This window comes from Nostoc sp., from assembly GCF_036917095.1.
GTDB lineage: Bacteria > Cyanobacteriota > Cyanobacteriia > Cyanobacteriales > Nostocaceae > Nostoc.
This window is the reverse complement of the sequence record NZ_JBALFH010000020.1, coordinates 371,973-397,854: the sequence shown is the minus strand read 5'-3', so window position 1 is coordinate 397,854 and position 25,882 is coordinate 371,973. Positions and strand designations below refer to the sequence as shown.

Here is a 25,882-nt window from a genome sequence, read left to right as displayed (position 1 = left end):
GAGTTAAAGAAAACAACACAGAATTTTCTGGCGTTGCCTCCTCATTGCATCTGGGTATGGCTGTATTGGACTTTGAGCCATTCCTCTAAGCTTGTGTTTATGGCGTCTACTACGTCGGATTTAGGGGAAATATGCAAGGTGTTTTGACTCCATTGCGTTAGAGTCAGTAGCAATGATTTTTTAATGCTAGTCAGGCGACGGGAAACAGTATATTGCTTAATTTCCAACTGTGCAGCAATTTCTGCTTGAGTCAGCTTCTCACCGTAGTAAACTTGCACTAGTTGTTGTGACTTTGCATCCATTGCAGCGATCGCTTGGTGCAAAACTTGGTTTAACTGAGCTTGCTGATTGCGTATATTCGCAGCTTCTTCCTGCTCAATAATTTCCGTTAGTAAAGATGTTTGCAAATTGGCAGGCAATATATCTAATAAATTACCATCATCATCTTCTTTGAGGGGAGCATCTGCGGAAACAAACTTAGGATACAGGAAGGTACGGGCAGCTTTAGCAGAAGATGATAGCCAGGTTTCTATGGTTTGCTGGTTGACTGCGGGAGTGGGCGAACTCAATCGGCTTAAACGTTCTGCATTATAAAGATTAGTAATAGCCTCGAAAGTTACAGCATCTGGTTTGGTAAGCTGACGAATTTTTGCGTTGTCACCTGTGTAGAGTTCCTTAAAGCATTCCCACGCTAAAATATAACTCTCGATGCTTTGAGTGTTAAAGCCTGCATTTTGTAATGACTGCACCGCTCGTTTACGGCTGAGTTTATGCAATAAAGCCCAGTCCGAGCAAATTTCTGTTTCCCGACGTAAGCGCAGTAGATCCTTGATAATCGATTCAAAAGCTAATTGTGCATAGCCTTTTAAATACGAACTGTATTGAGGATTGAAATTTTTGAGGATTTTGTCAATATGAGCGATCGCAATCTGAAAATAGTCTGCTACAGATGATTGTGTAGGAAAGTTGAGGGCAAATTTTCTTGCAGTCCAATAGCAGGCCTCTTGTAAGTAAGCAGAAATATGTGCCAGTGCCACAGCACTAGATTGACTCTGCCAAACTTTATACCAGTAAAGTGCCCAAAAGGTATCTGATTTCTCAGTTGACGACCCTTCCAGGCAAACTTTCATACTCCGTCGCAGTTTGGCATCTGTTGCCCAACCACTAAATTGGTCTACATCAAATTGCACAAACGTAGAAAAGATTTCAAGAATGCCCTGTCGGGGTTGCATGGAATACTTGCCGTTGTTTGAACCATAGCTGATTTCAATTATACAGCCATAGGGACAAAAGCTAATTCCTTACTGCGTAAGGATTTTACAGATTTTTCAAAAAAACTTTTATCTAAGTGCATAAAAACTAAAAGTCGTCGTAGAGAGTGATATGCAGAGAAGTTCATTTAGTAAGCATCACAAAAAAGATGCAAATTTGGGGACTAGCTGAATCATTGAATAATTTCGTCAAATATGCAACGTTATTTCGATGATTACAGCTGCAAATTCATCCTACAAATATGCAACGTTTTAAAACTTACCTAATTATTTCTGCATCACCTAATTAAAAAAGGAGAAAAACCATGTTAAACAATCAAAGTTACTTACAAGATTTGGGTTTGGTAGAAGAACTTGACGAACAAGCTGGTGAAACAATTAGTGGCGGCTACGAGGTTTTTACGCTTAAAAATGCAACGCCATATAACATTACCTACCTCGTAGATGGTAAGTCATGGCTACACAAACCAAATGAAACATGGATATGGACTGCCAAGAGCGGAGGAAACATTGATTTTGATACTGACAGTAGAAACGACTATGTGCAGAACAAATCATACAATTTAGCCAATGGTGGAACATATGAATTTCAATACGACAACTACACTAAAGGTAATCCATATGATATAGACCTCTATACCGCATAATATCAAACTCTATTCCGTAAGCTAATGTGCAATTAGCAAATGGATTTACTGATTTGAATTTATGAGGTTAGATTGTTCTTTCAAACATCCTCTAAAATCGGGGCACTTGCTCCGATTTTTTTTTATGCATAATAGACCTCTTGCATAAATCAAAAATAAGAACCCCACCCCGCCAAAGCGTAGCTTTGCCTCCCCTCCCGAAGAAACTAGGGGGATAGTTTTGACCATTCAATTTATCTGGGCGAAGGGAGCATTGGTTCCAAACGAATATTGCACACATGAGGAAAGTGCATATGCAGTTTTCTGCAAAATAGGACGCATAATCATGCGATGCCTTCGGCGAGCTTCGCTAACGCACGATCCCAAATTATGCAACTATATTTGCATGGAAGGTGAATGCATTACCCAGCCGTTTACCCGATTGTAGATTTTATTTTAATTTCTTCAAAGTAAATTACTTATGAATCAAGCAGATGGTTTGGTAAAAGCGAGTATTAAAAATATTGTTTATTTATGCCTAATATCGACTGCATTAAGCCAAGCTTCGCCAGCGAAAGCACAAATCACACCCGATAACACACTCGGTGCAGAGACTTCCCAACTAAATCAAAATCAGATAATTAATGGCGCACTGGGCGACAAAATTAATGGTGGTGCAACACGCGGCAGCAATCTTTTTCATAGTTTTAGCGTGTTTAATATCCAAGATGGGCAACGTGTGTATTTTGCCAACCCCAGTAGTATAGAAAATATATTAACGCGGGTAACAGGTGGGAACCCATCAAATATTTTTGGTACGTTGGGAGTTGATGGTACAGCAAACTTGTTTTTGATTAATCCTTCGGGTATTTTATTTGGGCAGAATGCACAGTTAGACGTACAGGGGAGTTTTGTCGGGACAACAGCCAATGGAGTGCAGTTTGGCAATCAGGGGATTTTCAATGCCACAAACCCGAAAGCACCAGCATTGTTGACAATTCAACCTTCGGCGTTGTGGTTTAATCAGCTGATTCAAAATTCAGGGATTCAAAATAACTCAGTAGCACCAGCAGGAATAGATTCATCTGGAGTTAGTCGGCTTGGCTTACAAGTAGGAGATGGTAAAAGTTTGCTGCTAGTGGGTGGTAATGTCAGCATGGATAATGGAAAATTAAATGCCCTTGGTGGAAGAGTGGAGTTAGGAGGGTTAGCAGAACCTGGAAATATTAATCTTGTTTTCAATAGTGATAATCTCAGCTTGAAATTTCCTCTTAATGTAACTCGTGCTTCTGTATTGCTTACCAATGAAGCGGGTGTATTTGTGGCTGGGGCTGGTGGCGGTGATATTGCTATCAATGCCCGAAATATAGAGATATTAGGCAAAAGTGTTCTTTCTGCTGGTATCGGCATGGGTTTGGGGACACCTGAGACTGTTGCAGGGGATATTACCGTAAATGCTACCGGAGAAATCAAAATAGCAGGTTCTGAGAGCAATATTCGCAATTTAGTGCGCTTGGGAGCAAAAGGTAAAGGAGGCAACATAACCATCGATTCTGGTTCTTTCTCTCTAAGTGATGGCGCTCAACTTGTTGCTTCGATTTCTGGACAAGGAAATGCGGGGAATGTGACAGTGAGTGCAAAAAATGCCGTTTCCCTTGCAAATAATGTTGGCATCCTCAGCACAGTGCAAGCCGGAGGTGTCGGTAAGGGTGGTAATATCGAAATCAATGCTGCAACCCTCTCACTCACTGATGGTGCTCAAGTCAGTACCATTACTCGGGGAGCATCTGATACTCAACCAGCAGGAAAAGGGGATGCAGGCAATGTCAATATTAAGGTAGCAGGTGCTGTTGATATTGCTGGTCAGACAAACGATGATGTTAGAAGTGGGATTAGCAGCTTTGTGTCCACAGGAGCAGAGGGCAATGGGGGTAACATTACCATTGATTCTGGTTCATTCTCCTTACGCGATCGCGCTGTATTTTCTGCCTCAACTTATGCACAGGGGAATGCGGGGAATGTGACAGTGGCTGCAAAAAATGCTGTTTCCCTTGCTAATGCTGGCATCTTCAGCGCGGTGGGAGCCGGAGGTGTCGGTAAAGGTGGCAATATCAACATCAATGCTGCAACCCTCTCACTCACTGATGGCGCTGAACTCAGTACCTTTACTAGTAGTGCATTTGATACCCAACCAGCAGGAAGAGGGGATGCAGGCAATGTCAATATTAAAGTAACAGGTGCTGTTGATATTGCTGCGGGGAAAGACGGTTTTCAAAATGGGATTCGCAGCTTTGTGTCTACAGGTGCAGAGGGCAATGGGGGTAACATTACCATTGATTCTGGTTCATTCTCGTTAAGCGATCGCGCTGTACTTATTGCCTCAACTTTTGGAGTGGGGAATGCGGGGAATGTGACAGTGGGTGCAAGAAATGCTATTTCCCTTGCTAATGCTTACATCCTCAGCACCGTGGAATCTGGAGGTGTCGGTAAGGGTGGTAGTATTGACATCAATGCTGCAACCCTGTCACTCAGTGATGGCGCTCAACTGCTAACTATTACTCGTGATGCATCTGATACCCAATCAGGAGGCAGAAGGGATGCAGGCAATGTCAATATTAAGGTAACAGGTGCTGTTGATATTACTGGGGAAAAAAACGGTTTTTTCAGTGGGATTCGCAGCAGTGTGTCCACAGGAACATTTGGCAATGGGGGTAACATTACCATAGATTCTGGTTCATTCTCGTTACGCGATCGCGCTCAACTTTCTGCCTCAACTTCAGGAGTGGGGAATGCGGGGAATGTGACAGTGGGGGCAAAAGATGCTGTTTCCCTTGCAGATAATGCTTACATCCTCAGCACCGTGGAATCTGGAGGTGTCGGTAAGGGTGGCAATATCGACATCAATGCAGCAACCCTGTCACTTGTTGATGGTGCTCAACTGCTAACCTTTACTCGTGAAGCATCTGATACTCAACCAGCAGGCAGAGGGGATGCAGGCAATGTCAATATTTTGGTAACAGGTGCTGTTGATATTGCTGGGCAGAAAAACGGTTTTGAAAGTGCGATTTTTAGCAATGTGGATACAGGAAGAGTTGGCAATGGGGGTAACATTACCATCAATTCTGGTTCATTCTCATTACGCGATCGCGCTCTACTTATTGCCTCAACTTCAGGAGTGGGGAATGCGGGGAATGTGACAGTGAGTGCAAAAGATGCTGTTTCCCTTGCTAATGCTGGCATCTTTAGCACAGTGGAAGCCGGAGGTGTCGGTGAAGGTGGCAGTATTGAAATCAACTCACCTAAAATTACCTTAGACAACGAAAGCCGACTCGCCGCCGAAACTGCATCCGGTAACGGTGGTAATATCAAGATCAACAGCGATTTCCTCTTACTCCGTCGCAACAGTGGAATTTCCACCAGCGCAGGTACAGAAAAATTAGGTGGTGATGGCGGTAACATCAATATCAACTCCAGATTTATCGTTGCACCTCCCAATGAAAACAGCGATATCAGCGCTGATGCCTTCACTGGAACTGGTGGAAATATCCAAATCAACTCGCAAGGTATCTTCGGTATTGAGCCGCGTCAAAAATTCACCCCAAATAGTGATATTACTGCAAGTTCAGAATTAGGCGTTTTTGGTGTCATAAATATCAATGCACCCGATAACAGTTTTCTTCAAAACACCTTTACCGGATTCTCACCAAACGTCATCGACACAAACGCCCTCATTGCCAATACCTGCATTTCACGCGGCACAAAGCGACAAGAAAACTCTTTTACAATCACAGGTTCCGGTGCTTTACGCTATAGTCCCGGTAATGGATTCGTTTCACCCTATACAACTGGTGATGTGCGTAGTGTTGAACCAACATCGCGCCCCTGGAAAAAAGGCGATCCAATTATTGAGCCACAGGGAGTATATCGATTACCCAATGGGCAATTAATCTTGAGTCGAAGTTGTTAAACAGAAATATTGCACATATGGGAAAAATCATACAATTAAGCCATGCGTTTCAATCCTCCTCTTCACTGAGCTACGGTGTACACACAAGTCGAAAAAAGCTCGATTTCTCATTGTTCTGGAGTTTATCTCGTTCCCATGCTCTGCATGTGAATGCCTAATTAGGGCTGCTGCCTTCAGTTAGATATTGAGTCTCTGACTCAATGAATGCATTCCCAGTCGAAGCCTGGGAACAAACATCTTATCAAGCTAGGTTTTTAGAACTTGTGTGTACACCGTAGCCCCTGCTGCTCTAGCGATCGGATATTTTTTTAGTTGGAAGTCCCTTAACCGAACTGTATTGCTTCTTGTCCCTGACTCAACCGAGAACCAGTATAATTTGCGGCGTTGCTGAATCAAGGGATGATTCTTGTAGGGTGGGCGACACGAGCGCCCTGAAATACAAGGGACGGGCAAGATGCCCATCCCACAAAACTAGCAAAATCATCCCGCAAATATGCAACACCTAATTTGCAATATTTTTCCAAAAACTTTCTAATCTAAGTGCATAAAAACTAAAAGTCGTCGTAGAGAGTGATATGCAGAGAGTTCACCTAGTAAGTACTACAAATAAAATAAATCAAAATTTATCCAATTATCTCTGCATGAGGCATTTAATTACTGCCTGATTGGTGACTTTTTACTTGGGATTGAAACTTAATTCCAGAGTTATTAAGCCAACTTTGATTTTGAAGCTCGAAGTAACAAGTTTTTCTGGAAATATTTTTCCATAAATTTAAGTCAATTAAAATCAAGGAGAGAAACAATGTCAAATATTAACAATATCACTTCTAACTCTAACTATTCTGTTGTTGGTCAAGAACAACTTTTAACCGAATTAACTCCCGAAGAAGGAGCCGTCATCGAAGGTGGTGCTAACTTCTATCTCGGCAACAAATCGGGTATTGGCGTCAACTACAATATTAACGGACAAGATGAATTTTTGAAACCTAACGCAGAAGTTGTTTATTCGTATTCTCAGCCACCAGTTGTTGTCTACGACAACAAGATTGGGCCTGGCTATAATCCAGTAGTCAGAAACCTAAAGGAAGGAAGAAATAACTTCGATCGCAGAGGTGATGATTTAATCTTAACTACTAGTATTGTAGCTAACTTAGTTGGTAGTTAGCATCTCAATCTAGTGAAAGTAGTTATAGCCAAGCAATCAAAAGTCTGAACTGAGAAGCTAAACATCAGTTATAGTCGGGGCAAAAGCCCCGACGATTCTTTTTCCTCTACGAGTCGTCCTGAAAATGAAATACCAAATAGTTCTCCAACAGGCTGAAGAAGACTGTGGTGCTGCTTGCATTGCCACAATAGCCAAACACTACGGACGCACATTTGCCCTCAACCGCGTCCGGGAAGCCGTAGGCACAGGTTCCAGAGGAACATCCCTTTTGGGATTAAGCCGGGGTGCAGAAGTACTAGGATTTAATGCCCGCCAAGTTAAAGCTAGTCCTCAATTAATCGACCAATTACATCAAGCTCCTCTACCAGCGATTATCCACTGGAAGGGCTACCACTGGGTCGTATTATACGGACAAAAAGGCAAAAAATACGTCATCGCCGACCCTGGTGTTGGTATCCGTTATCTTACCCGTCAGGAGTTAATGGCAGGTTGGGGTAATGGCGTGATGTTACTGCTGACTCCTGATGACAGCCGCTTTTATCAACAAGAATCAGATAAAATTGGCGGACTTGGAAAATACTTGCAACGAGTTTGGCCCTATCGGTCTATTCTCGCTCAAGCGATCGCTATTAACATCGCCATTGGGCTGCTTTCTTTGGCATCTCCCTTCATGATGCAACTACTCACCGATGATGTCTTAGTACGAGGTGATACCCAACTACTAACCACTGTGGCAATTGGCGTTATCGCCATGAACTTAATTAGAAGTGCCATTAGCTTAGTCCAGTCTCACCTCATCGGTCACTTTGGTCAAAGATTGCAATTAGGGCTAATCTTAGAATACGGACGCAAACTCTTACATTTACCTCTCTCCTACTTTGAAGGACGACGCAGTGGAGAAGTTGTCAGCCGGATTGCTGATGTCAACGCCATCCATAACTTAGTTTCCCAAGTTGTCCTGGGATTACCCAGTCAATTTTTTATCGCTGTAGTTTCCTTGAGCTTTATGCTCTTTTACAGTTGGGAATTAACTCTAGCTTCTATCGTTGCATTTATTATTGTCACGGCTGTTAACTTGCTTTTTTTACCAGCCATGCGCCAGAAAACTCGCAATATGATTGTTTCTGGTACGGAAAACCAAGGCTTTTTGGTAGAAACATTTCGCGGCGTGCAAGTATTAAAAACTACCCAAGCCACTCCCCAAGCTTGGGAAGAATATCAAGGGAATTATGGTCGTCTTGCCACCTTGGGCTGGAGTACGATGAAGTTGGGACTTTATAGCAGTACAATTACTGGTATTCTTTCCACTTTCATTAGTATTGGCGTCCTCTGGATAGGTAGCTATTTAGTCATTAATCGCACCTTAACAATCGGTCAATTAATTGCATATAACGGCATGAGTGCCAATTTTATTGGTTTCTTAAGTGCTGCGATCGGCTTAGTAGACGAGTTTATCACTGCCCAAATAGTCATTCAACGCCTAACAGAAGTTATTGATGCTACCCCAGAAGACGAAAATGATTTTAAAAAGCCTTGGGCACAAATTCCTGGTAATGTAGATATTACCTGCACTGAACTTAACTTCCATCACGCAGGTAGAGTTGACCTACTACAAGATTTTTCCTTAACTATTCCTGGCGGTCAAGTTATTGCTTTAATTGGTAAATCTGGCTGTGGTAAAAGTACCCTTGCGAAAGTGATGACTGGCTTATATAAACTTCAGTCTGGTAATATTCGTTATGGTTTCTATAATCAGCAAGACCTGTCTTTAGAATGTCTGCGACAACAGGTAGTATTGATCCCACAAGAACCCCACTTCTGGAGTCGTTCGATTATTGATAACTTCCACTTTAGCTATCCTCATATTAGTTTTGAAGAAATTGTCAGAGCTTGTCAAATTGCTGGTGCAGATGAATTTATCAGCAAACTACCCGATAAATATCAAACTGTTTTAGGAGAATTTGGTGCAAATCTTTCCGGTGGACAACGCCAAAGATTAGCCATAGCTAGAGCAATAGTTAATGAGCCACCTATATTAATTTTAGATGAATCCACAGGCGCACTCGACCCAGTAAGCGAAACCCAATTACTAGATAGACTTTTATCCCATCGTCGCGATAAAACGACTATTCTAATTAGTCACCGTCCCAAGGTTATACAACGGGCAGATTGGATTGTACTTTTAGAACAAGGACGCTTAAAAATCCAAGGTACACCAGAAGAACTGCGGAAGTTACCCGGCGAACATTTAGATTTCCTAGATAATATGGTTTCCTCTCAAAATGCATTGGCGCTGACATCTTCCCCGGCTCATCGTAATGGCAAGACTGCTGTCATTAATTAAGATAGCAATTCTTTTAGCAGTTGTAAAAACCTCTGTTTTCTCTTTCTCTGCGTTCTCTGTGCCTCTGCGGTTTATAACATTATGGTTAGCAACACAAAATTTTTACCCCCAATTCAAACAAACGAATTTCTCCCACCAATTAGTCGTTGGACAAACTTTGGCGGAATATTTATTCTCTGCGTTTTAGGACTAGCTGTTCCAGTTGCTGCTGTTACTAAATATAAAGTCACCGTCCAAGGACAGGCGGTTGTGCGTCCGGCGGGTGAATTGCGAATTGTGCAAGCCGCGACTGAAGGACAGGTAATGCACATTTATGTCAAAGAAAATCAAGTTGTCAAAAAAGGAGATGCGATCGCAACTATCGACGACTCCCGTCTGCAAACCAAAAAGAGCCAATTGCAAACTAGTATTCAACAATCTAAGTTACAACTAGTGCAAATCAATGCCCAGATTAATGCCCTCAACAGCCAGATTCGAGCCGAAACTGACCGCATCAACCGGATTATTAGTGGCGCCCAAGCCGAATTGAGCGGTCGCCGTCGGGAATATCGAGATAAAAATATTACCACTGTTTCCGAACTCCAAGAAGCTGATGCTAACATCAGAATTGCTCAGAAAGAATTGCAGGCTGGGGAAGCACAGTTAAAAACAGCACAAGCAAATCTCCATGCGACTGAAGCTGCCTTGGGTGTAGCCCAGTCAAAACAGAACCGATATGAGAGTGCAGCCGCCCAAGGGGCGCTATCTAAGGATCAATTGGAAGAAGCACAATTAGCTGCCAAACAGCAAGAGCAAGCGGTAAAGGCGCAGCAAGCAGCAGTAGAGGCGCAAGAACAGACAATTGAACGGTTACAACAAGCAGTAGCTGCTGTCATTGCGAGAAGACAACGCGCCCAAGTTGCCGTAAATCCAAGTAATGCAGAAGTAACTGTTGCTACTGAGCGGATTGCTCAAGAAAAAGCCGGCGGGGAAAGCAATAAAGCAACAATAGAAAAGGAACGCCAAGCCTTAGTTAAGCAACAGATTGAAATTGAAAAACAGCTAGAGCGCGATCTTAGCGAACTCAAACAAGCCAAAATAGATTTAGCTCAAACCGCGATCGCAGCTACCGCCGATGGTATCATTTCCCAACTCAATCTGCGAAACCCAGGTCAAACTGTGCGCCCTGGCGAGGAAGTATTGCAAATTGTCCCCACTGATGCACCTCAGATTATGAAAGTTGCAGTGGGATCTGAAGATCAAAGTAAGTTAAAAATTGGTCAAAAAGTCCAAATGCGGGTGAGTGCTTGTCCTTACCCAGATTATGGTACTCTGAATGGTCAAGTGCAGGAAATTTCTCCAGATGCGATCGCTCCTCAAAAGAATAGTACAAATGCATCTATGAATGGGACTACTAGTCCTAAAGCTTCTGCGCCTGGTGCTTTCTATGAAGTGACTATCGAACCGGAAACTCTGGTTTTAGGTAAAGGGAAAAACCAGTGTCACATTCAATTGGGCATGGAAGGTAGGGCTGATATTATTTCCCGTGAAGAAACGGTGCTGCAATTCTTTCTGCGTAAAGCGAGGTTGATTACTGATTTGTAACTTTTCCTTTTGGGAGACTCTCTCACCGATGCAGCGTCTACGCTTTGTATCAGTTCAATTCTTGCGATCGCCCTACAGCCCTTTGGGCATCTTACGGCAGGCGTTGGCAAAGCGATCGCTTTTGTGTTTAATAAAAGCAAGTTTGCTAAATTCCTATATTGAATTCGGGCAGTCGTTGATTGAATTCGGGCAGTCGTTGATTGAATTCGGGCAGTCGTTGATTGAATTCGGGTAGTCGTTTATTGAATTCGGGTAGTCGTTTATTGAATTCGGGTAGTCGTTTATTGAATTCGGGTAGTCGTTGATTGAATTCGGGTAGTCGTTGATTGAATTCGGGCAGTCGTTTATTGAATTCGGGCAAACCCCAAGAATTTACATAAAGCCATTCAAGATATTTGTGATAAATAAATTGATTGATGTATCAAAGGTTCTGGATAACGCATATTTAATTTCACTCCTATGTCTATTACCTAATTTTAAGTTTTAAAAACTTTACTCTCATCTAGTTCAAATATCTGCTGAAATTAATTGTAGAAAAATTTATCAATAAATTTATTGCATATTCACAGATAAGAAATGAGCGGGTGAGGCTGGTTATGATATGGCAATCTTTTATAGAGATAAGAATTGGCTCTCAGGTTTATTAGGAGTTTTTAACATTATTGGAGTGCTTGGTCATATCATATTTTGTTCCGAAAATCACGCCTTAGCCCAGATTACCCCTGATGGAACATTGGGTAATAACTCTTCAAGAATCACTCCCAATATCAATATTAAAGGACTTCCGGCTGACCGCATTGATGGGGGAGCAACTCGCGGTGCAAACCTGTTCCATAGTTTTCGTGAATTTAATGTCGGAGAGTTGCAGCGAGTTTATTTTGCCAATCCCACCGGAATCTCCAATATTCTCACAAGGGTGACGGGAAGTAACGTCTCGAATATTCTCGGCACTTTGGGTGTGGATGGTGGTGCAAATTTATTTTTTCTCAATCCCAATGGCATTTTATTTGGGAACAATGCACGCCTGGATGTGGCAGGTTCCTTTGTAGCAAGTACAGCGAATTCTTTTGTGTTTGGCAATGGGTTGGAATTTAGTGCAACAAATCCTCAGATTCCTTCTGCATTACTAACAGTTAATCCTTCTGCTTTACTATTCAATCAACTTCAGGCTGGCAGAATTGACAACAGGTCAATTGCACCAACAGGAATCGATCCCGCAGGTTTTAATGCATTTGGTTTGCGAGTAGGAGATGGTAAAAGTTTGCTGCTAGTGGGTGGTAATGTCAGCATAGATGGCGGCCAGTTAAATGCTTATGGTGGGAGAGTTGAATTAGGAGGATTAGCAGCACCTGGAAATGTCAATCTTGTTTTTAGTGGGGATAATCTCAGCTTGAAATTTCCTCTTAATGCGATTCGTGCTTCGGTATCGCTTACCAATCAAGCAGTTATATATGTCGAAGGGGCTGGTGACGGTGATATTGCAATCAATGCCCGCAATTTAGAGATTTTAGGAGGAAGTGGGCTATCTGCTGGTATTGGGGTAGGTTTGGGTACACCTGAAATTGTTGCTGGGGATATTACGCTAAATGCTACCGGGGAAATCAAAGTTGCTTATTCTCTAATTGACAATTCTGTAGGTCAGCAATCAAAAGGTAGTGGAGGTAATATTAGTATAAATTCTGGTTCTATCTCATTAGAGGGATCTGGAATTTCTACCTCAAATTATGGACAGGGAAATGCAGGAAATGTGACGTTGCGTGCTAAAGATTCCGTTTCCCTCCTTGCAGATGCATACATTGGTAGCACTGTTGATATCTTTAACATAACGGATCAAGTAAAAGTCGTAGGCAATGGTGGCAATATCGACATCAATGCTGGTTCCCTCTCGCTAACTAATTTTGCTCAACTTATTACTTCAAATGATGGGCAGGGGAATGCGGGGAATGTGATAGTGCGTGTAAAAGATGCTGTTTCTTTTGCAAATGACGCTCGCATACTTAGCATGATAAACGCAAGAGGTTTGGGAAATACAGGCAATATCGATATCAATGCGGCTTCTTTGTCACTAACTGATGGCGCTACACTGCAAACAGAAGTTCGTCAAGCAGGACGGGGGAATGCAGGTAATATCAATGTGAAAGTGAATGGTAGCGTTGATATTGTTGGGGAAAGAAACAGTCATAGTGGGATTTTTAGCACAATGCAACCGGAGACTGTTGGCAATGTGGGTAATATTAGCATCAATTCTGGTTTCTTTTCATTACGAGACGGCGCTCGACTTCAAGCCTCAACTTTAGGAGTGGGGAATGCGGGGAATGTAACAGTGCGTGTAAAAGATTCCGTTTCCCTTACAGGTAAGGCTTATATCCTCAGCACACTGGAAGCAGGAGGTGTAGGTAAGGGAGGCAATATCGACATCAATGCTGCAACACTATCACTAATTGATGGCGCTCAACTGCTAACCCTAACTCGTGGTGCATCTGCTACCCAACTAGGAGGACGGGGAGATGCAGGAAATGTCAATATTAAAGTCACTGGGGAAGTTGGTATTGCTGGGGAGAAAAATGGTGTTGCCAGTGCCATTTTCACCAATGTGGAAATGGGCACAGTTGGTAATGGAGGTAACATTACCATTGATTCAGGTTCTTTCTCATTACGAGATGGCGCTGTACTTGAAGCCTCAACTTTTGGAGTGGGAAATGCGGGGAATGTAAGAGTGGATGCAAAAGATTCCGTTTCCCTTGCAGGTAATGCTGGCATCTTCAGTAGAGTGGAAGCAGGAGGTGTGGGTAAGGGTGGCAATATCGATATCAATGCTGCAACACTATCACTAACTGATGGCGCTCAACTGCAAACTCTTACTAGTGGTAGTAGTTATACATCTACTACCCAACCACCAGGACAGGGGGATGCTGGCAATGTAAATATTAAAGTCACTGGGGAAGTTGATATTGCTGGAGAGAAAAACGATCGTTTCACAGGAATTTTTAGCAGAGTGGAAACGGGGACAATTGGTAATGGAGGTAATATTACCGTCGATTCTGGTTCTTTCTCATTACGAGAGGGTGCTCTACTTCTTGCCGCAACTTTGGGACGGGGAAATGCAGGGAGTATTCGCATCAATGTAAAAGATGCGGTAACTATTTCTGGAACTAGCCAAAAAACGGGATTGTCTAGTAGTTTATTTACATCTACTGATCTTGGTTCCACAGGCATTGGTGGTGATATAACCGTAAATACCAATATTTTTCACATCTCAAACGGCGCTTTGTTAGATGCAGGCACTGCATCTAACACAAAGGGAGGAGATATTATGGTAAATGCAAATATTTTTGAAGCAACGGGTGGCGGACAACTAAGCACTATTACCTTAAGCAATGGAAATGCAGGTAAAATTACAGTCAACGTCACTGATAAAGCGATCGTTAGCGGTAGTGACCCTAATTTTAGCGATCGTATTACTAAATTTCCTGATAGCATCTCAAATATTGGCGCTAACAGTGGTCTTTTCGTCAGTTCTACTGGTTCAGGAATCACAGGCGACATCGAAATCAACTCACCCAAAATTACCCTAGACAACCAAGGCAAACTCAATGCCGAATCTGCATCCGGTAACGGTGGTAACATCAACGTCAACAGCGACTTACTGTTACTTCGTCGCAACAGTCAAATTTCCACCAACGCAGGTACAGAAAAATTAGGTGGCAATGGCGGTAACATCAAAATCAATTCAAGATTTATCGTTGCAGTTCCTAAAGAAAATAGCGATATCAGCGCTAACGCCTTCACAGGTATTGGTGGTAGAGTTGACATCACAACAAACGGTATTTTCGGTCTTGTCCCGCAAAAAAGCCCAACCGAAAAGAGCGACATTACAGCGAGTTCGGAATTGGGAGTGAGTGGTGAAGTAACTATCAACAGTCCAGATACTGACCCCAGTCGCGGCTTAATTCAACTACCCTCCAACATCGTGGATGTATCCCGACAAATTGCCCAAGGTTGCACTCCCAGAGGAGGACAAAATGCCAGTCGTTTTATCGCCACAGGACGCGGTGGATTACCTCTTAGCCCTAATGAACCGTTGCGAGGACAAACAGCGATCGCTGGTTGGGTAGATTTGCCACCACAAGCAACAGCGATCGCGGATAAATTATCTACTGCAACTATGACCAAATCTAGCGATCGCATCGTGGAGGCTCAAGGATGGATTGTCGATGCTAAGGGTGATGTTATTCTTGTAGCTCAATCCGCTCAAAGTTTTTTTATTCCTTCTGCCATGTCCTGTAGTCAATAATTCGTTACTCCAAAATTCAAAGGAGGAATTCCGATGAAACCCAAGGGTAATCAAAACAATCAGATGCATTATCTAATTTTAAGTTTTTAAAACTTTACTTTCATCTAGTTAAAATATCTGCTGAAATTAATTGTAGAAAAATGTGTCAGGACGGCTAGCTGAAAACCGTTGAAGATGTGGCTCGAAGTCGTGGTGTAATAAAATTGCATATTCACAGGTAGGAAATGAGCAAGCGAGGCTGGTTCTGATATGACAACCTGTAAAGATAGGAATTGGCACTCAGATTTATTAGGAGTTTTTAGTATTATTGGAGTGCTTGCTCATGTGATATTTTGTTCTGAAAATCACGCCTTAGCCCAGATTACCCCTGATGGAACATTGGGTAATAACTCTTCAAGAATCACTCCTAATGTCAATATTAAAGGTGGCGCTGCTGACCGGATTGATGGCGGAGCAACTCGCGGTACAAACCTGTTCCATAGTTTCCAGGAATTCAATGTCGGAGAGTTGCAGCGTGTTTATTTTGCTAATCCCACCGGAATCTCCAATATTCTCACAAGGGTGACGGGAAGTAACGTCTCGAATATTCTCGGCACTTTGGGTGTGGATGGTGGTGCAAATTTGTTTTTTCTCAATCCCAATGGGATTTTATTTGGAAACAATGCACGCCTGGATGTGGCGGGTTCGTTTGTAGGGACTACGGCGAATTCTTTTGTGTTTGGCAATGGGTTGGAATTTAGTGCAACTAATCCTCAGACTCCTTCTTTATTACTAACAGTTAATCCTTCGGCATTGTTCTTCAATCAACTTCAGGCTGGAAGAATCGATAATAGTTCAATTGCATCAGCAGGAGATAATATCTTTGGTCTAGGAGTGCCGGATGGTCGGAGTTTGCTATTAGTGGGTGGAGATATTGCGATCGACGAAGGTGGATTGAATGCTCCGGGTGGGCGAGTGGAATTGGCAGGAGTTGCAGGTGAAGGGATAGTAGGACTGAATGTTGATGGTAATAATTTGAGTTTGATTGTTCCTGATGGTGTAGCTAAAGCCGATATATCACTCAGCAATCAAGCTTTGGTCAGTACCAGTGGCGAAGGAGGCGGCGCTATTCAGGTATGGGGTAAACGAGTTACAGTCAGCGGAGGTTCCCAGATTGAAGCCAGCACTTTAGGAGGATTAACTGGAAAAGGATTGAGTGTAAATGCTTCCGAATCAGTGCAAGTCATTGGAGAATCACCTACTGAAATTCGCAGTGGTTTATTTGCTGAAACTTCTGGGACAGGAGATGCAGGAGACCTGACAATTAACACCAGGCAGTTACAAATCTTAGCAGGAGGAAAGATTTCAGCTGGTACAAGCAATGCAGGAGCAGCGGGAGATTTAACAGTAAATGCCTCAGAGTCTGTACAAATAGCAGGTCTCACAGTTAGCGGTCAGTTTGGCAGCGACTTGTTTACTCAGAGTAGTTTCAACGCGACAGGAGAAGGAGGAAAACTAACGATTAATACTTCTAAGTTGCTTGTTGAAGATGGGGGGCAAGTCTCAGCTTCTACTTCCGGTGAAGGTGTGGCAGGAAATTTGACTGTGAATGCTTCAGAATCAGTGCAAATAATCGGCATTCCAGATAATCCTTATTTAGGTTCTACTGGTATATTTGCTGCATCTAATGGAGTGGGAGACGCCGGAAACATCACGATTAATACTAAACAGTTACTCATCCAAAATGGAGCCGGAATCACAACCGATAACGAAGGTAGAGGGGTTGGAGGGAGTATAACAGTAAATGCTTCCGAATCAGTGCAGCTAGTCGGTACTGCTATTCTTCCAGAGTTTCCTGATGGGTGGTTTCCTAGTAATGTAAGTTCAGACGCCTATGGCACTGGCCCCGCAGGAAAGATCGCGATTAATACCAATCAGTTGTTAATCCAAGATGGAGGAGTGATTTCATCTCAAACTAATGGTAGTGGGGCTGGAGGAACTGTGACGGTAAATGCCTCCAAATCAGTGCAACTGATTGGGACTGCTACTAATAGTAATAGTCTATATGCTTTTCCCAGCAGCTTGTTGACTCAAGCATGGAGTACAGGAACAGCCGGAGATTTGGCAATCAATACCAATCAGTTGATTGTCCGAGAAGGACAGCTATCTGCCAGTACTTTTGGACAAGGGAATGCTGGCAATATAACCATTGAAACTGGCACCATGAATGTCATTAATAGTCAAGTGGGAAGTACTGTTTTCGGTAAAGGGTTTGCAGGAAATTTGACTATTCACGCTGCCGAGTCAGTGGAAATCAGTGGAAAAATCAAATCCTTTACATCTAATATTGAAAATCCTGCTGGCTTATTCACTCAGGTAAACATTACAGGTGAGGGTCGCGGTGGCAACATGACCATTGAGACAAAACGCTTGAGTGTCAGTCATGGAGGCAAAGTGCAAGTCGCTACTTTTGGCCAAGGAGACGCTGGTAATCTCACAATTCGTGCTTCTGAAGTAGAGGTATTTGATACACCTGCTGATAACCTGTTTGCTACAGGTATCAATGCAGGTATTGAAGTAGACGCAGATGAAACAGTTATTCCACCCAGAGGCAATGGTGGCGATTTAACAATTGAAACCGATCGCTTGAGTGTGAGAGGTGGTGCAATAGTATCGGTTGGAACTGCTGGAGTGGGCAATGCAGGTAGATTGCGAATTTATGCGTCGAAATCTGTGGAAGTCGTTGGCAAATCACCAAATGGTAACTTTAACAGCCAAATCAGCGCTGCGGTGACGCCAGAAGGTACAGGTAGTGGGGGAAGTTTGAAGCTTCAAACTGGGCAGATGATTGTCCGAGATGGAGGTGAAGTCACTGTCAGTAGTACCGGAGCAGGGACGGCAGGCGACCTTGAGATCCAAGCTCATTCTATGAGATTGGATAACCAAGGAGCGATCGCGGCCACAACTAGATCCGGGAATGGCGGTAATATTATCCTGAAGTTGCAAGACTTATTATTACTACGCAATGGTAGTCAAATTTCCACTACTGCCGGCAGTCGCGAATTCGGTGGCAATGGCGGTAACATCACCATCAATACCCCCTTTATTGCCGCCGTCCCCAAAGAAAATAGCGATATCAGCGCTAACGCCTTCACAGGTATTGGTGGTAGAGTTGACATCACAACAAACGGTATTTTCGGTCTTATCCCGCAAAGAAGCCCAACCGAAAACAGCGATATTACAGCGAGTTCGGAATTAGGAGTGAGTGGTGAAGTAACTATTAACACGCCGGATACTGACCCCAGTCGCGGCTTAATTCAACTACCCTCTAACCTAGTGGATGCATCCCAACAAATCGCTCAAGGCTGCAATCCTAGAGGACGACAAACCGCTAGTAGCTTTATCGCTACTGGACGCGGTGGATTACCCCAAAGTCCTAATGAACCGTTGCGAGGACAAGCAGCGATCGCTGGTTGGGTAGATTTGCCCCCACAAGCAACAGCGATCGCAGATAAATTATCTACTGCAACTATGACCAAATCTAGCGATCGCATTGTAGAGGCTCAAGGATGGATTGTTGATGCTAAGGGTGATGTTATTCTTGTCGCCCAACATGCACAAAGTTCTTCTATTCCCTCTGCCATGTCCTGTAGTCAATGATTTGTTACCCCAATCGGGGGAGGAATCCCTATTTATCTAAGTATTTCTTCAGAAAAGTTATTACTTTCCACTACTCTTAGCGGAATAAAATTAGGCCAAAGCATTGAAGCGAATCGCCAAAGCGATGACACAGACTAAAATACCCATCACCACCACTATACAAACTTACCTTGATTCAACAATTGTTGTTTCTGTGGGGATGGGAATTGCGATCGCTTTTTGGGCAAATTGCGCTTCTGCCCAAATTACCCCCGATACCACTCTACGTAATAATTCCACCGTCAAACTAGAAGGTAATACCAGAATTATTGAAGGAGGAACCAGAACGGGTGACAATCTGTTCCACAGCTTTGGAGAGTTTTCCGTTCCCACAAAAAGCACTGCTTTCTTTAATAATGCTCTTGACATTCAGAACATCATTGGCAGGGTAACGGGTAAGTCAGTTTCTAACATTGATGGGTTAATTCGCACTAATAGTATAGCTAACCTGTTTCTGATTAATCCGTCGGGGATTATTTTTGGTAAAAATGCCTCGCTGAACATTGGTGGTTCTTTTGTAGCGAGTACTGCCAATGCGATACAGTTTAGCAATCAAGGTTTTTTCAGTGCTGATAATCCAAATAGTCCTGCATTATTGACAGTCAATCCTTCAGCTTTTCTATTTAATCAAATTGCTGCTGCGCCGATTCAAAATAACTCAGTCGCACCAGCAGGATTAAATCAGTCCGGCTTTGATGTATTTGGTCTACGTGTGCCAGATGGTCGTAGTTTGCTGCTAGTGGGAGGCAACATCAGCATGGATGGAGGACAATTAAATGCCTTTAATGGTCGAGTGGAGTTGGGAGGATTATCAGGGACAGGGACAGTTGGGCTAAATGTGGATGAAAATCTGCTAAATTTAACTTTTCCAAATGGATTAGCACGGGCAGATATTTCTCTGAAAGATATTTCCATATTAGATGTAACTGGAGCCAATGGTGGCGATATTGCTATCAACGCCCAAAATTTAGATATTTCAGAAAGAAGCTTCCTTTTTGCTGGAGTAGGGCAAGGTTTGGGAACAAATACAAGTCTTGCAGGAAATATTACACTTAATGCAACTGGGGTAATAACTGTTAAGCAGTCTAGTGTGATTAAAAATGTTGTGAATCTCAATGCTATTGGTAATGGTGGTAACGTCAATGTTACGTCTGAGTCCCTATCAGTGGCTGATGGCGCTGTACTGGTTGCTAGTACCTTTGGTAAAGGAAATGCAGGTAATGTGACAATCCAAGCTAGCAATGCTGTCGTCTTCAGTGGAGAAGGAAGTGCCGCAGCTAGTCAAGTGATTCCTGGAGCAGTAGGCAATGGTGGCAACGTAACTATCAAGGCTAAGTCGTTATTAGTAAGCAATGGGGCTGCATTAGCTACCAACACTTTTGGGGAAGGAAACGCTGGTAGTGTATTAGTTGATGCTCCTGATACTGTCTCTTTCGTTGGTGCATCTAGTGGGGCACGCAGTAATGTAGCACCTGAAGGAATAGGTGGGGGCGGAGACATTCTTATTACGACTGGATCTTTATCAGTGACTGATGGGGCACAATTGATCGCTGCTACTGAAGGACAGGGATCGGCAGGTAATATAATTATTAACGCTCGCGATGCTGTGTCTTTGAATGGCGTGGGAGACACTGGATTTTCTAGTGCGGCGTTCGCTACAGTCGAACGAGGCGCAGTCGGAAAGGGTGGGAATATTACTATCACAGCTGGCTCGCTGTCATTGAGTAGTGGTGCTCAACTAATTGTCAGCACTCGCGGGCAAGGTGATGCAGGTAATATCTTGCTTCAAGTTCGCGATCAAATATCCTTCGATGGGGTAGGGAGTAATAAAATTGTTAGCGGGGTTAGGAGCGATTCAGGAGATCCAAATGTGCCAGGTAGAGCAGTTGGAAGAGCAGGAGAAGTGAATATTATAACTGGGTCACTGATCTTGACTAATGGATCTCAACTGTCTACTGGCACTTTCGCAGAGGGCAATGGAGGAAAGGTAATCATTAATGCCCGTAACTCTGTCTCTTTAGATAGTGGAAGTGCTGTTATTAGTAGGGTAGAAACAGGAGCGTTAGGTGATGGTGGTGATATCATTATCACAGCAGAATTTTTCTCAATTAATGATGCTCAACTAACTGCCAGTACTTTTGGACAAGGTGATGCAGGTGACATTACGATCGCCGCAAATATCTTAGAAGCAACAAATCAGGGAAATCTCCGCACTTCTACTGGTAGCGGTAATAATGCAGGCAATATAACTTTGAAGGTGGGCGATCGCTTGATTCTAATGGGGGAAGGAAGTGGACTGCTTGCCAACACCGTTCCTGGTTCTATTGGTAACGGGGGAAATATTTTTATTCAACCCAGAAACGTCACTGCTCTCAAAAAGGTCACTATTCAAGACAGTGCTAGAATCGCTGTAAATAGTCAGGGAAGTGGTAAAAGTGGCAATATTCAAATTCAGGCAGAAAATCTGATTTTAGATAATCAAGGGCTAATATCGGCAGAAACAGCCAGTAATCAAGGTGGCGATATTAACCTCAGCCTGCAAGACCTACTCTTACTCCGCCGCAATAGTCAAATATCCACCAATGCGGGTACTGCTCAAGCAGGTGGCGATGGTGGCAACATCACCATTAACACCCCCTTCATCGTCGCCGTGCCTAGAGAAAATAGCAACATCACCGCCAATGCGTTCAAAGGCTCTGGTGGCAAAGTCACAATCAACGCTACTGGTATTTTTGGTATGACAGTGCTGAGTCGAGAAGACTTGGTGCGACTGTTGGGAACTAACGATCTAACTCAACTCGACCTTCAACGGTTTCCAAGTAGCATCACTGCAATTTCCCAGACAAGTCCTACTTTAAACGGTCAGGTAACTATAAACACGCCGGGTATTGACCCTAGTCGCGGCTTAATTCAATTACCCTCTAACCTGGTGGATGCATCTCAACAAATCGCTCAAGGTTGCAATCCTAGAGGGCGACAAACCGCTAGTAGCTTTATCGCTACAGGACGCGGTGGATTACCCCAAAGTCCTAATGAACCGTTGCGGGGACAACCAGCGATCGCTGGTTGGGTAGATTTGCCCCCACAAGCAACAGCGATCGCAGATAAATTATCTACTGCAACTATGACCAAATCTAGCGATCGCATCGTGGAAGCTCAAGGATGGATTGTCGATGCTAAGGGTAATGTTATTCTTGTGGCTCAATCTGTGCAAAGTTCTTCTATTCCCTCTGCTATTTCCTGTAGTCAATGATTGGTTACCCCAATCGGGGGAGGAATTGCGATGAAACCCAAATGGCAACGAATGTCTAATGGATGTAACAGATGGTTCATTCGTCTCTTTAAAATCCATAACTTGTCTGTTTTCATTCTCTTGGTTATAGTGACAGCTTTTTTGTGCGTTATTACTTTTCCTGTTGCTGCAACTATAAAAACACAACACACTTCTCTAAATGTGTCAATCCAAAATCCGACTGCACAGACACAAGACTTGCTGCAACAAGGTAAAGTGCTGTATGAGAGAGGACAGTTTGCAGAAGCAGTTAAAGTTTTGCAACAAGCAGTTAAAAGTTATGGCAGCCAAGGCAATGAATTGCGGCAAGCTGTGGCATTAAGTAATTTGGCATTGGCATATCAAAAACTGGGTAATTTAACACAAGCGCAACAGGCAATTACAGATAGCTTAAAGTTGCTCGAAAAATCTTCTACTGCCGAAAATCTTCAGGTTCTGGCTCCAATTCTGGATATTCAAGGTAGCATTCAACTAGACTTGGGACAAGCTGAACAGGCACTCAATACCTGGCAACGTGCGGAAGCCAGCTACAAGCAATTAGGCGATCGCAATGGCATTACCCGCGATCGCATCAATCAAGCACAAGCATGGCAGGTTTTGGGATTTTACCGTCGGGGTTTGACAATTTTGACTCAATTGCAGCAGGAGTTACAATCACAACCTAATTCAGTCAGTAAAGCAGTAGAATTACGGTCTTTCGGGGATGCTCTACAATTAGCCGGAGATTTAGATGAATCCCGTCGAGTATTACAGCAAAGTTTGGTAATTGCTCAAGAATTGGATTCTTCCCAGGATGTGAGCGCTGCTTTGTTCAGTTTAGGCAACACGGCACAAGGACAGCAAGATTTTAAAGGGGCAATAGAGTTTTATCAGCAAGCTGCTGCGATCGCTCCTAACCCGATTACCAAAGTTCAGGCTCAAATTAATCAGTTGAGCTTGCTAGGGAACATGGGACAAACGCCAGCCGCGCAGACACTATTGCCGCAAATCCAAACTCAACTGGCAGAACTATCTCCTTCTGTAACAACTATCTATGCCCGGATTCATTTAGCTCAAAGCTTGATGAAATTTGGGACTACACCTCAAGCGATCGCTCATATCTGCGCGATCGCCTTACAACAAGCTCAAGATTTGGCAGATAAGCGAGCCGAGAGCTTTGCCCTTGGTACTCTGGGCAGTGTATACGAGCAAACTAAACAATGGACAATTGCCCAGAATCTCACCCAACAGGCACTGATTATAGCCCAAACAATCAACGCCCCAGATATCGCTTATCGTTGGCATTGGCAGTTGGGACGCTTGTTAAAACAGCAGGGAGAGATTAAGGGCGCTATTACCGCCTATGATACTGCTGTCAGCGAGTTGCAGACTCTCCGTACTGACTTAGTGGTTGTGAATCAAGATGTCCAGTTTTCCTTTAAAGAAAGTGTAGAACCTGTATATCGAGAGTCTGTAGAATTACTGTTGCAGTTCCAGCAAACTGATCCGAGCGAACCAATCCTAGACAAAGCTAGACAGAGAATTGAAGCACTGCAACTGGCGGAATTAGACAACTTTTTTCGGGAAGCTTGCATTAATGCCAAAACTGTTTTGCTTGACACAGTAGTAGATAAAGATAATCCCACAGCCGCAATTATTTATCCAATTATTCTGCCTTCTGAACTTCAAGTGATTGTCAAAATTCCTAAGCAACCACTACGTAATTATACAGTAAATAAGTCACAGAAGGAAGTAGAAGGGATTATCAGACAACTCAGAGAGTATCTTTTAGAACCCGATAGAACTGAGGAAGTGCAGGCGCTTTCACAGGAAGTCTATGGGTGGTTAATCAAAGAAATTGAGCCAGATTTAAAAGAAAAAGGAGTCAAAACCCTTGTATTTGTACTGGATGGAATATTGCGAAACGTGCCAATGGCTATACTGCATGACGGCCAGCAATATCTGGTAGAAAAATATGCTGTAGCGCTCAGTTTGGGACTCCAGTTACTCGCACCCAAACCTTTGACAGAAACAAAACTCAACGTACTAGCTGCCGGATTAGTACAACCACCACAAGACTTTCAACAACAATTTCCACCTTTACCAGAAATTAAATCAGAATTCAACTCTATCTCGCAAGCGATCGCGTCTACCACCCAGTTACTAGATCGAGACTTCAACAGCAAAAACCTAGAGAGCCAGGTAAATACTGTGCCATTTAATGTGCTACATCTGGCAACCCACGGTCAATTTAGCTCTCGTGCTGAGAATACTTTTATACTTGCTGCTGATGGCCCGATCAACGTTACGCAATTTGATAGCTTGCTGCGCCGTCGCGATCAAACTCGCTCAGAAGCCTTGGAATTGCTGGTTTTGAGTGCTTGCCAAACTGCTGTTGGTGACAATCGCGCCACGCTAGGGCTAGCAGGAACATCTGTGAAAGCTGGTGCGCGTAGCACCTTGGCTTCACTGTGGCAGATCAGTGATAAATCTACTGCGATCTTAATTGGTGAATTTTATCGTGAGTTAGTTAAAACTAAGGTGACAAAAGCTGAAGCCTTGCGTCGCGCCCAAGTAAAGTTGTTAAAAGATTATCCCAATTACAGCCGTCCTGGCTACTGGGCACCTTATGTTTTAGTTGGTAACTGGCTTTGAGAAAAACGTCAAAAAATCAAAGCGATATCTGAAGATAAGCGGCTGCGCGGCTATGCAAGAGAGTTTTAAATCTTTAAGAGCGGTGGGGGTTGCATAATGTAGAGAGACGATCCTCAAGCTAACAATAAAGCGATCGCTTTTACCCCAACGTCAACACTCCTGCTGGAAAATCTGCCACTAGTCGTTTTGTCTGTAACCAACGCACACCCAAAAGAATGTCTTGCAGTTCATCTCCACCCAAAGCTGAAATCATGAACTCTTCTTCATCTAAAATAGGACTTACGCACAGGTAACGGAAAATCGAACCACAGAGAACGCAGAGGACACGGAGGAATAAGAGTTTCAAAGGGTTTTTGCGTAAGTCCTATAAAAGTATAGCTCCCTGATACAGGTTAAACTGTGCTTCTCCCCGCGCCGTTTGCATCTCTTCTCTCTGACTTTGGCGTAACCACCCCAGGCTCAAAGCATCTTGGTTATCAATTGCTAGAGTGCCAGTAAATCCTGTATCTAGTAGCGCCTGTACTGGAATAATATCGCCATCAGCAGCTATCAAACCAATTTCAAAAATTAACTCGCCTTTATTGTTAAACTCTCCGAAAATCATATTTTGCCGCAGGCTCCAGTCTCATTGATTCGCATCATGAGACGCAAAGTATCACCAAATTTTTCACGGGCCTTTGTTCTAGCAACATCCTCATTTGCATCTATAAAATAGTCTCCACTATCAGGCTCAATGACTATGAACCAGTCGTAGTATTCTTTGATTAACTCTGGTTTAACTCTGTCAAATACTACTCGGCAACGCTGATAAAATACCTCATCTTCAGCTTTGCGTCGTGCTTTTTCTTCAGGTGATAGTTGACGTTCGGGAAATACTCTTCCTCGATGCGGTCTGCTATCGGAAGATAGTTCTGTCATTTTGTTTACTATCTGCTAAATAGTAGGGGTTTACTTTTTATATGTTAATTATATCTGAAGCGATCGCGAGAAATTAGTTAACAATATTCCAAGGATCAAGCTCTTTTCT

At 43.3% G+C, this 25,882-nt stretch carries 14 protein-coding genes; 10 read left to right on the top strand and 4 right to left on the bottom strand.

Annotation, left to right across the window (positions count from 1 at the left end; all coding sequences use genetic code 11):
- Nucleotides 1-41 precede the first annotated feature (41 nt).
- Nucleotides 42-1,232, bottom strand: coding sequence for a sigma-70 family RNA polymerase sigma factor (locus V7L01_RS09765; RefSeq protein WP_335034144.1), 1,191 nt, complete (start codon nucleotides 1,230-1,232; stop codon nucleotides 42-44).
- Between the two features lie 344 nt (nucleotides 1,233-1,576).
- On the opposite strand from V7L01_RS09765, the gene V7L01_RS09760 reads away from it, so the two are divergent.
- The 10 genes from V7L01_RS09760 to V7L01_RS09715 all read left to right on the top strand — a co-directional run bounded on the left by V7L01_RS09760 (nucleotide 1,577) and on the right by V7L01_RS09715 (nucleotide 24,855).
- The gene (locus V7L01_RS09760; RefSeq protein ID WP_335034141.1) at nucleotides 1,577-1,918 is read left to right on the top strand and encodes a hypothetical protein; all 342 of its coding nucleotides are present in this window, start codon (nucleotides 1,577-1,579) and stop codon (nucleotides 1,916-1,918) included.
- Between the two features lie 460 nt (nucleotides 1,919-2,378).
- The gene (locus V7L01_RS09755; RefSeq protein WP_335034139.1) at nucleotides 2,379-5,864 is read left to right on the top strand and encodes a two-partner secretion domain-containing protein; all 3,486 of its coding nucleotides are present in this window, start codon (nucleotides 2,379-2,381) and stop codon (nucleotides 5,862-5,864) included.
- Between the two features lie 802 nt (nucleotides 5,865-6,666).
- The gene (locus V7L01_RS09750; RefSeq protein ID WP_335034137.1) at nucleotides 6,667-7,029 is read left to right on the top strand and encodes a hypothetical protein; all 363 of its coding nucleotides are present in this window, start codon (nucleotides 6,667-6,669) and stop codon (nucleotides 7,027-7,029) included.
- 124 nt (nucleotides 7,030-7,153) lie between these two features.
- On the top strand, nucleotides 7,154-9,373 hold the full coding sequence (locus V7L01_RS09745) for a peptidase domain-containing ABC transporter (RefSeq protein WP_335034135.1): 2,220 nt from the start codon (nucleotides 7,154-7,156) through the stop codon (nucleotides 9,371-9,373).
- A gap of 81 nt (nucleotides 9,374-9,454) precedes the next feature.
- Nucleotides 9,455-10,957, top strand: a complete 1,503-nt coding sequence (locus V7L01_RS09740; RefSeq protein ID WP_335034133.1) for an HlyD family efflux transporter periplasmic adaptor subunit — start codon at nucleotides 9,455-9,457, stop codon at nucleotides 10,955-10,957.
- A 28-nt stretch (nucleotides 10,958-10,985) separates the two neighbouring features.
- The gene (locus tag V7L01_RS09735; protein ID WP_335034131.1) at nucleotides 10,986-11,192 is read left to right on the top strand and encodes a hypothetical protein; all 207 of its coding nucleotides are present in this window, start codon (nucleotides 10,986-10,988) and stop codon (nucleotides 11,190-11,192) included.
- 366 nt (nucleotides 11,193-11,558) lie between these two features.
- On the top strand, nucleotides 11,559-15,251 hold the full coding sequence (locus V7L01_RS09730) for a two-partner secretion domain-containing protein (protein WP_335034129.1): 3,693 nt from the start codon (nucleotides 11,559-11,561) through the stop codon (nucleotides 15,249-15,251).
- A 249-nt stretch (nucleotides 15,252-15,500) separates the two neighbouring features.
- Nucleotides 15,501-18,890 carry a two-partner secretion domain-containing protein gene (locus V7L01_RS09725; RefSeq protein WP_335034126.1) on the top strand — a complete coding sequence of 1,130 codons (3,390 nt, stop codon included), beginning with the start codon at nucleotides 15,501-15,503 and terminating at the stop codon, nucleotides 18,888-18,890.
- Between the two features lie 124 nt (nucleotides 18,891-19,014).
- Complete coding sequence (locus tag V7L01_RS09720) at nucleotides 19,015-22,182, top strand: S-layer family protein (RefSeq protein ID WP_335034124.1); 3,168 nt, start codon at nucleotides 19,015-19,017, stop codon at nucleotides 22,180-22,182.
- A 30-nt stretch (nucleotides 22,183-22,212) separates the two neighbouring features.
- A complete protein-coding gene (locus tag V7L01_RS09715; protein ID WP_442936957.1) occupies nucleotides 22,213-24,855 on the top strand; it encodes a CHAT domain-containing protein in 2,643 nt (880 codons plus the stop codon).
- Between the two features lie 139 nt (nucleotides 24,856-24,994).
- Here V7L01_RS09715 and V7L01_RS09710 read toward each other — a convergent pair whose 3' ends face one another.
- Genes V7L01_RS09710 through V7L01_RS09700 form a run of 3 tightly spaced genes read right to left on the bottom strand, consistent with a single transcriptional unit; the run spans nucleotide 24,995 to nucleotide 25,773 of the window.
- Nucleotides 24,995-25,201 (bottom strand): hypothetical protein, encoded by a 207-nt coding sequence (locus V7L01_RS09710; RefSeq protein ID WP_335034122.1) that lies wholly within the window; start codon nucleotides 25,199-25,201, stop codon nucleotides 24,995-24,997.
- 18 nt (nucleotides 25,202-25,219) lie between these two features.
- Nucleotides 25,220-25,459 (bottom strand): hypothetical protein, encoded by a 240-nt coding sequence (locus tag V7L01_RS09705; protein ID WP_335034120.1) that lies wholly within the window; start codon nucleotides 25,457-25,459, stop codon nucleotides 25,220-25,222.
- On the bottom strand, nucleotides 25,456-25,773 hold the full coding sequence (locus V7L01_RS09700) for a hypothetical protein (protein ID WP_335034118.1): 318 nt from the start codon (nucleotides 25,771-25,773) through the stop codon (nucleotides 25,456-25,458). Before V7L01_RS09700 ends, V7L01_RS09705 begins: the two co-directional genes overlap by 4 nt.
- Nucleotides 25,774-25,882 lie beyond the last annotated feature (109 nt).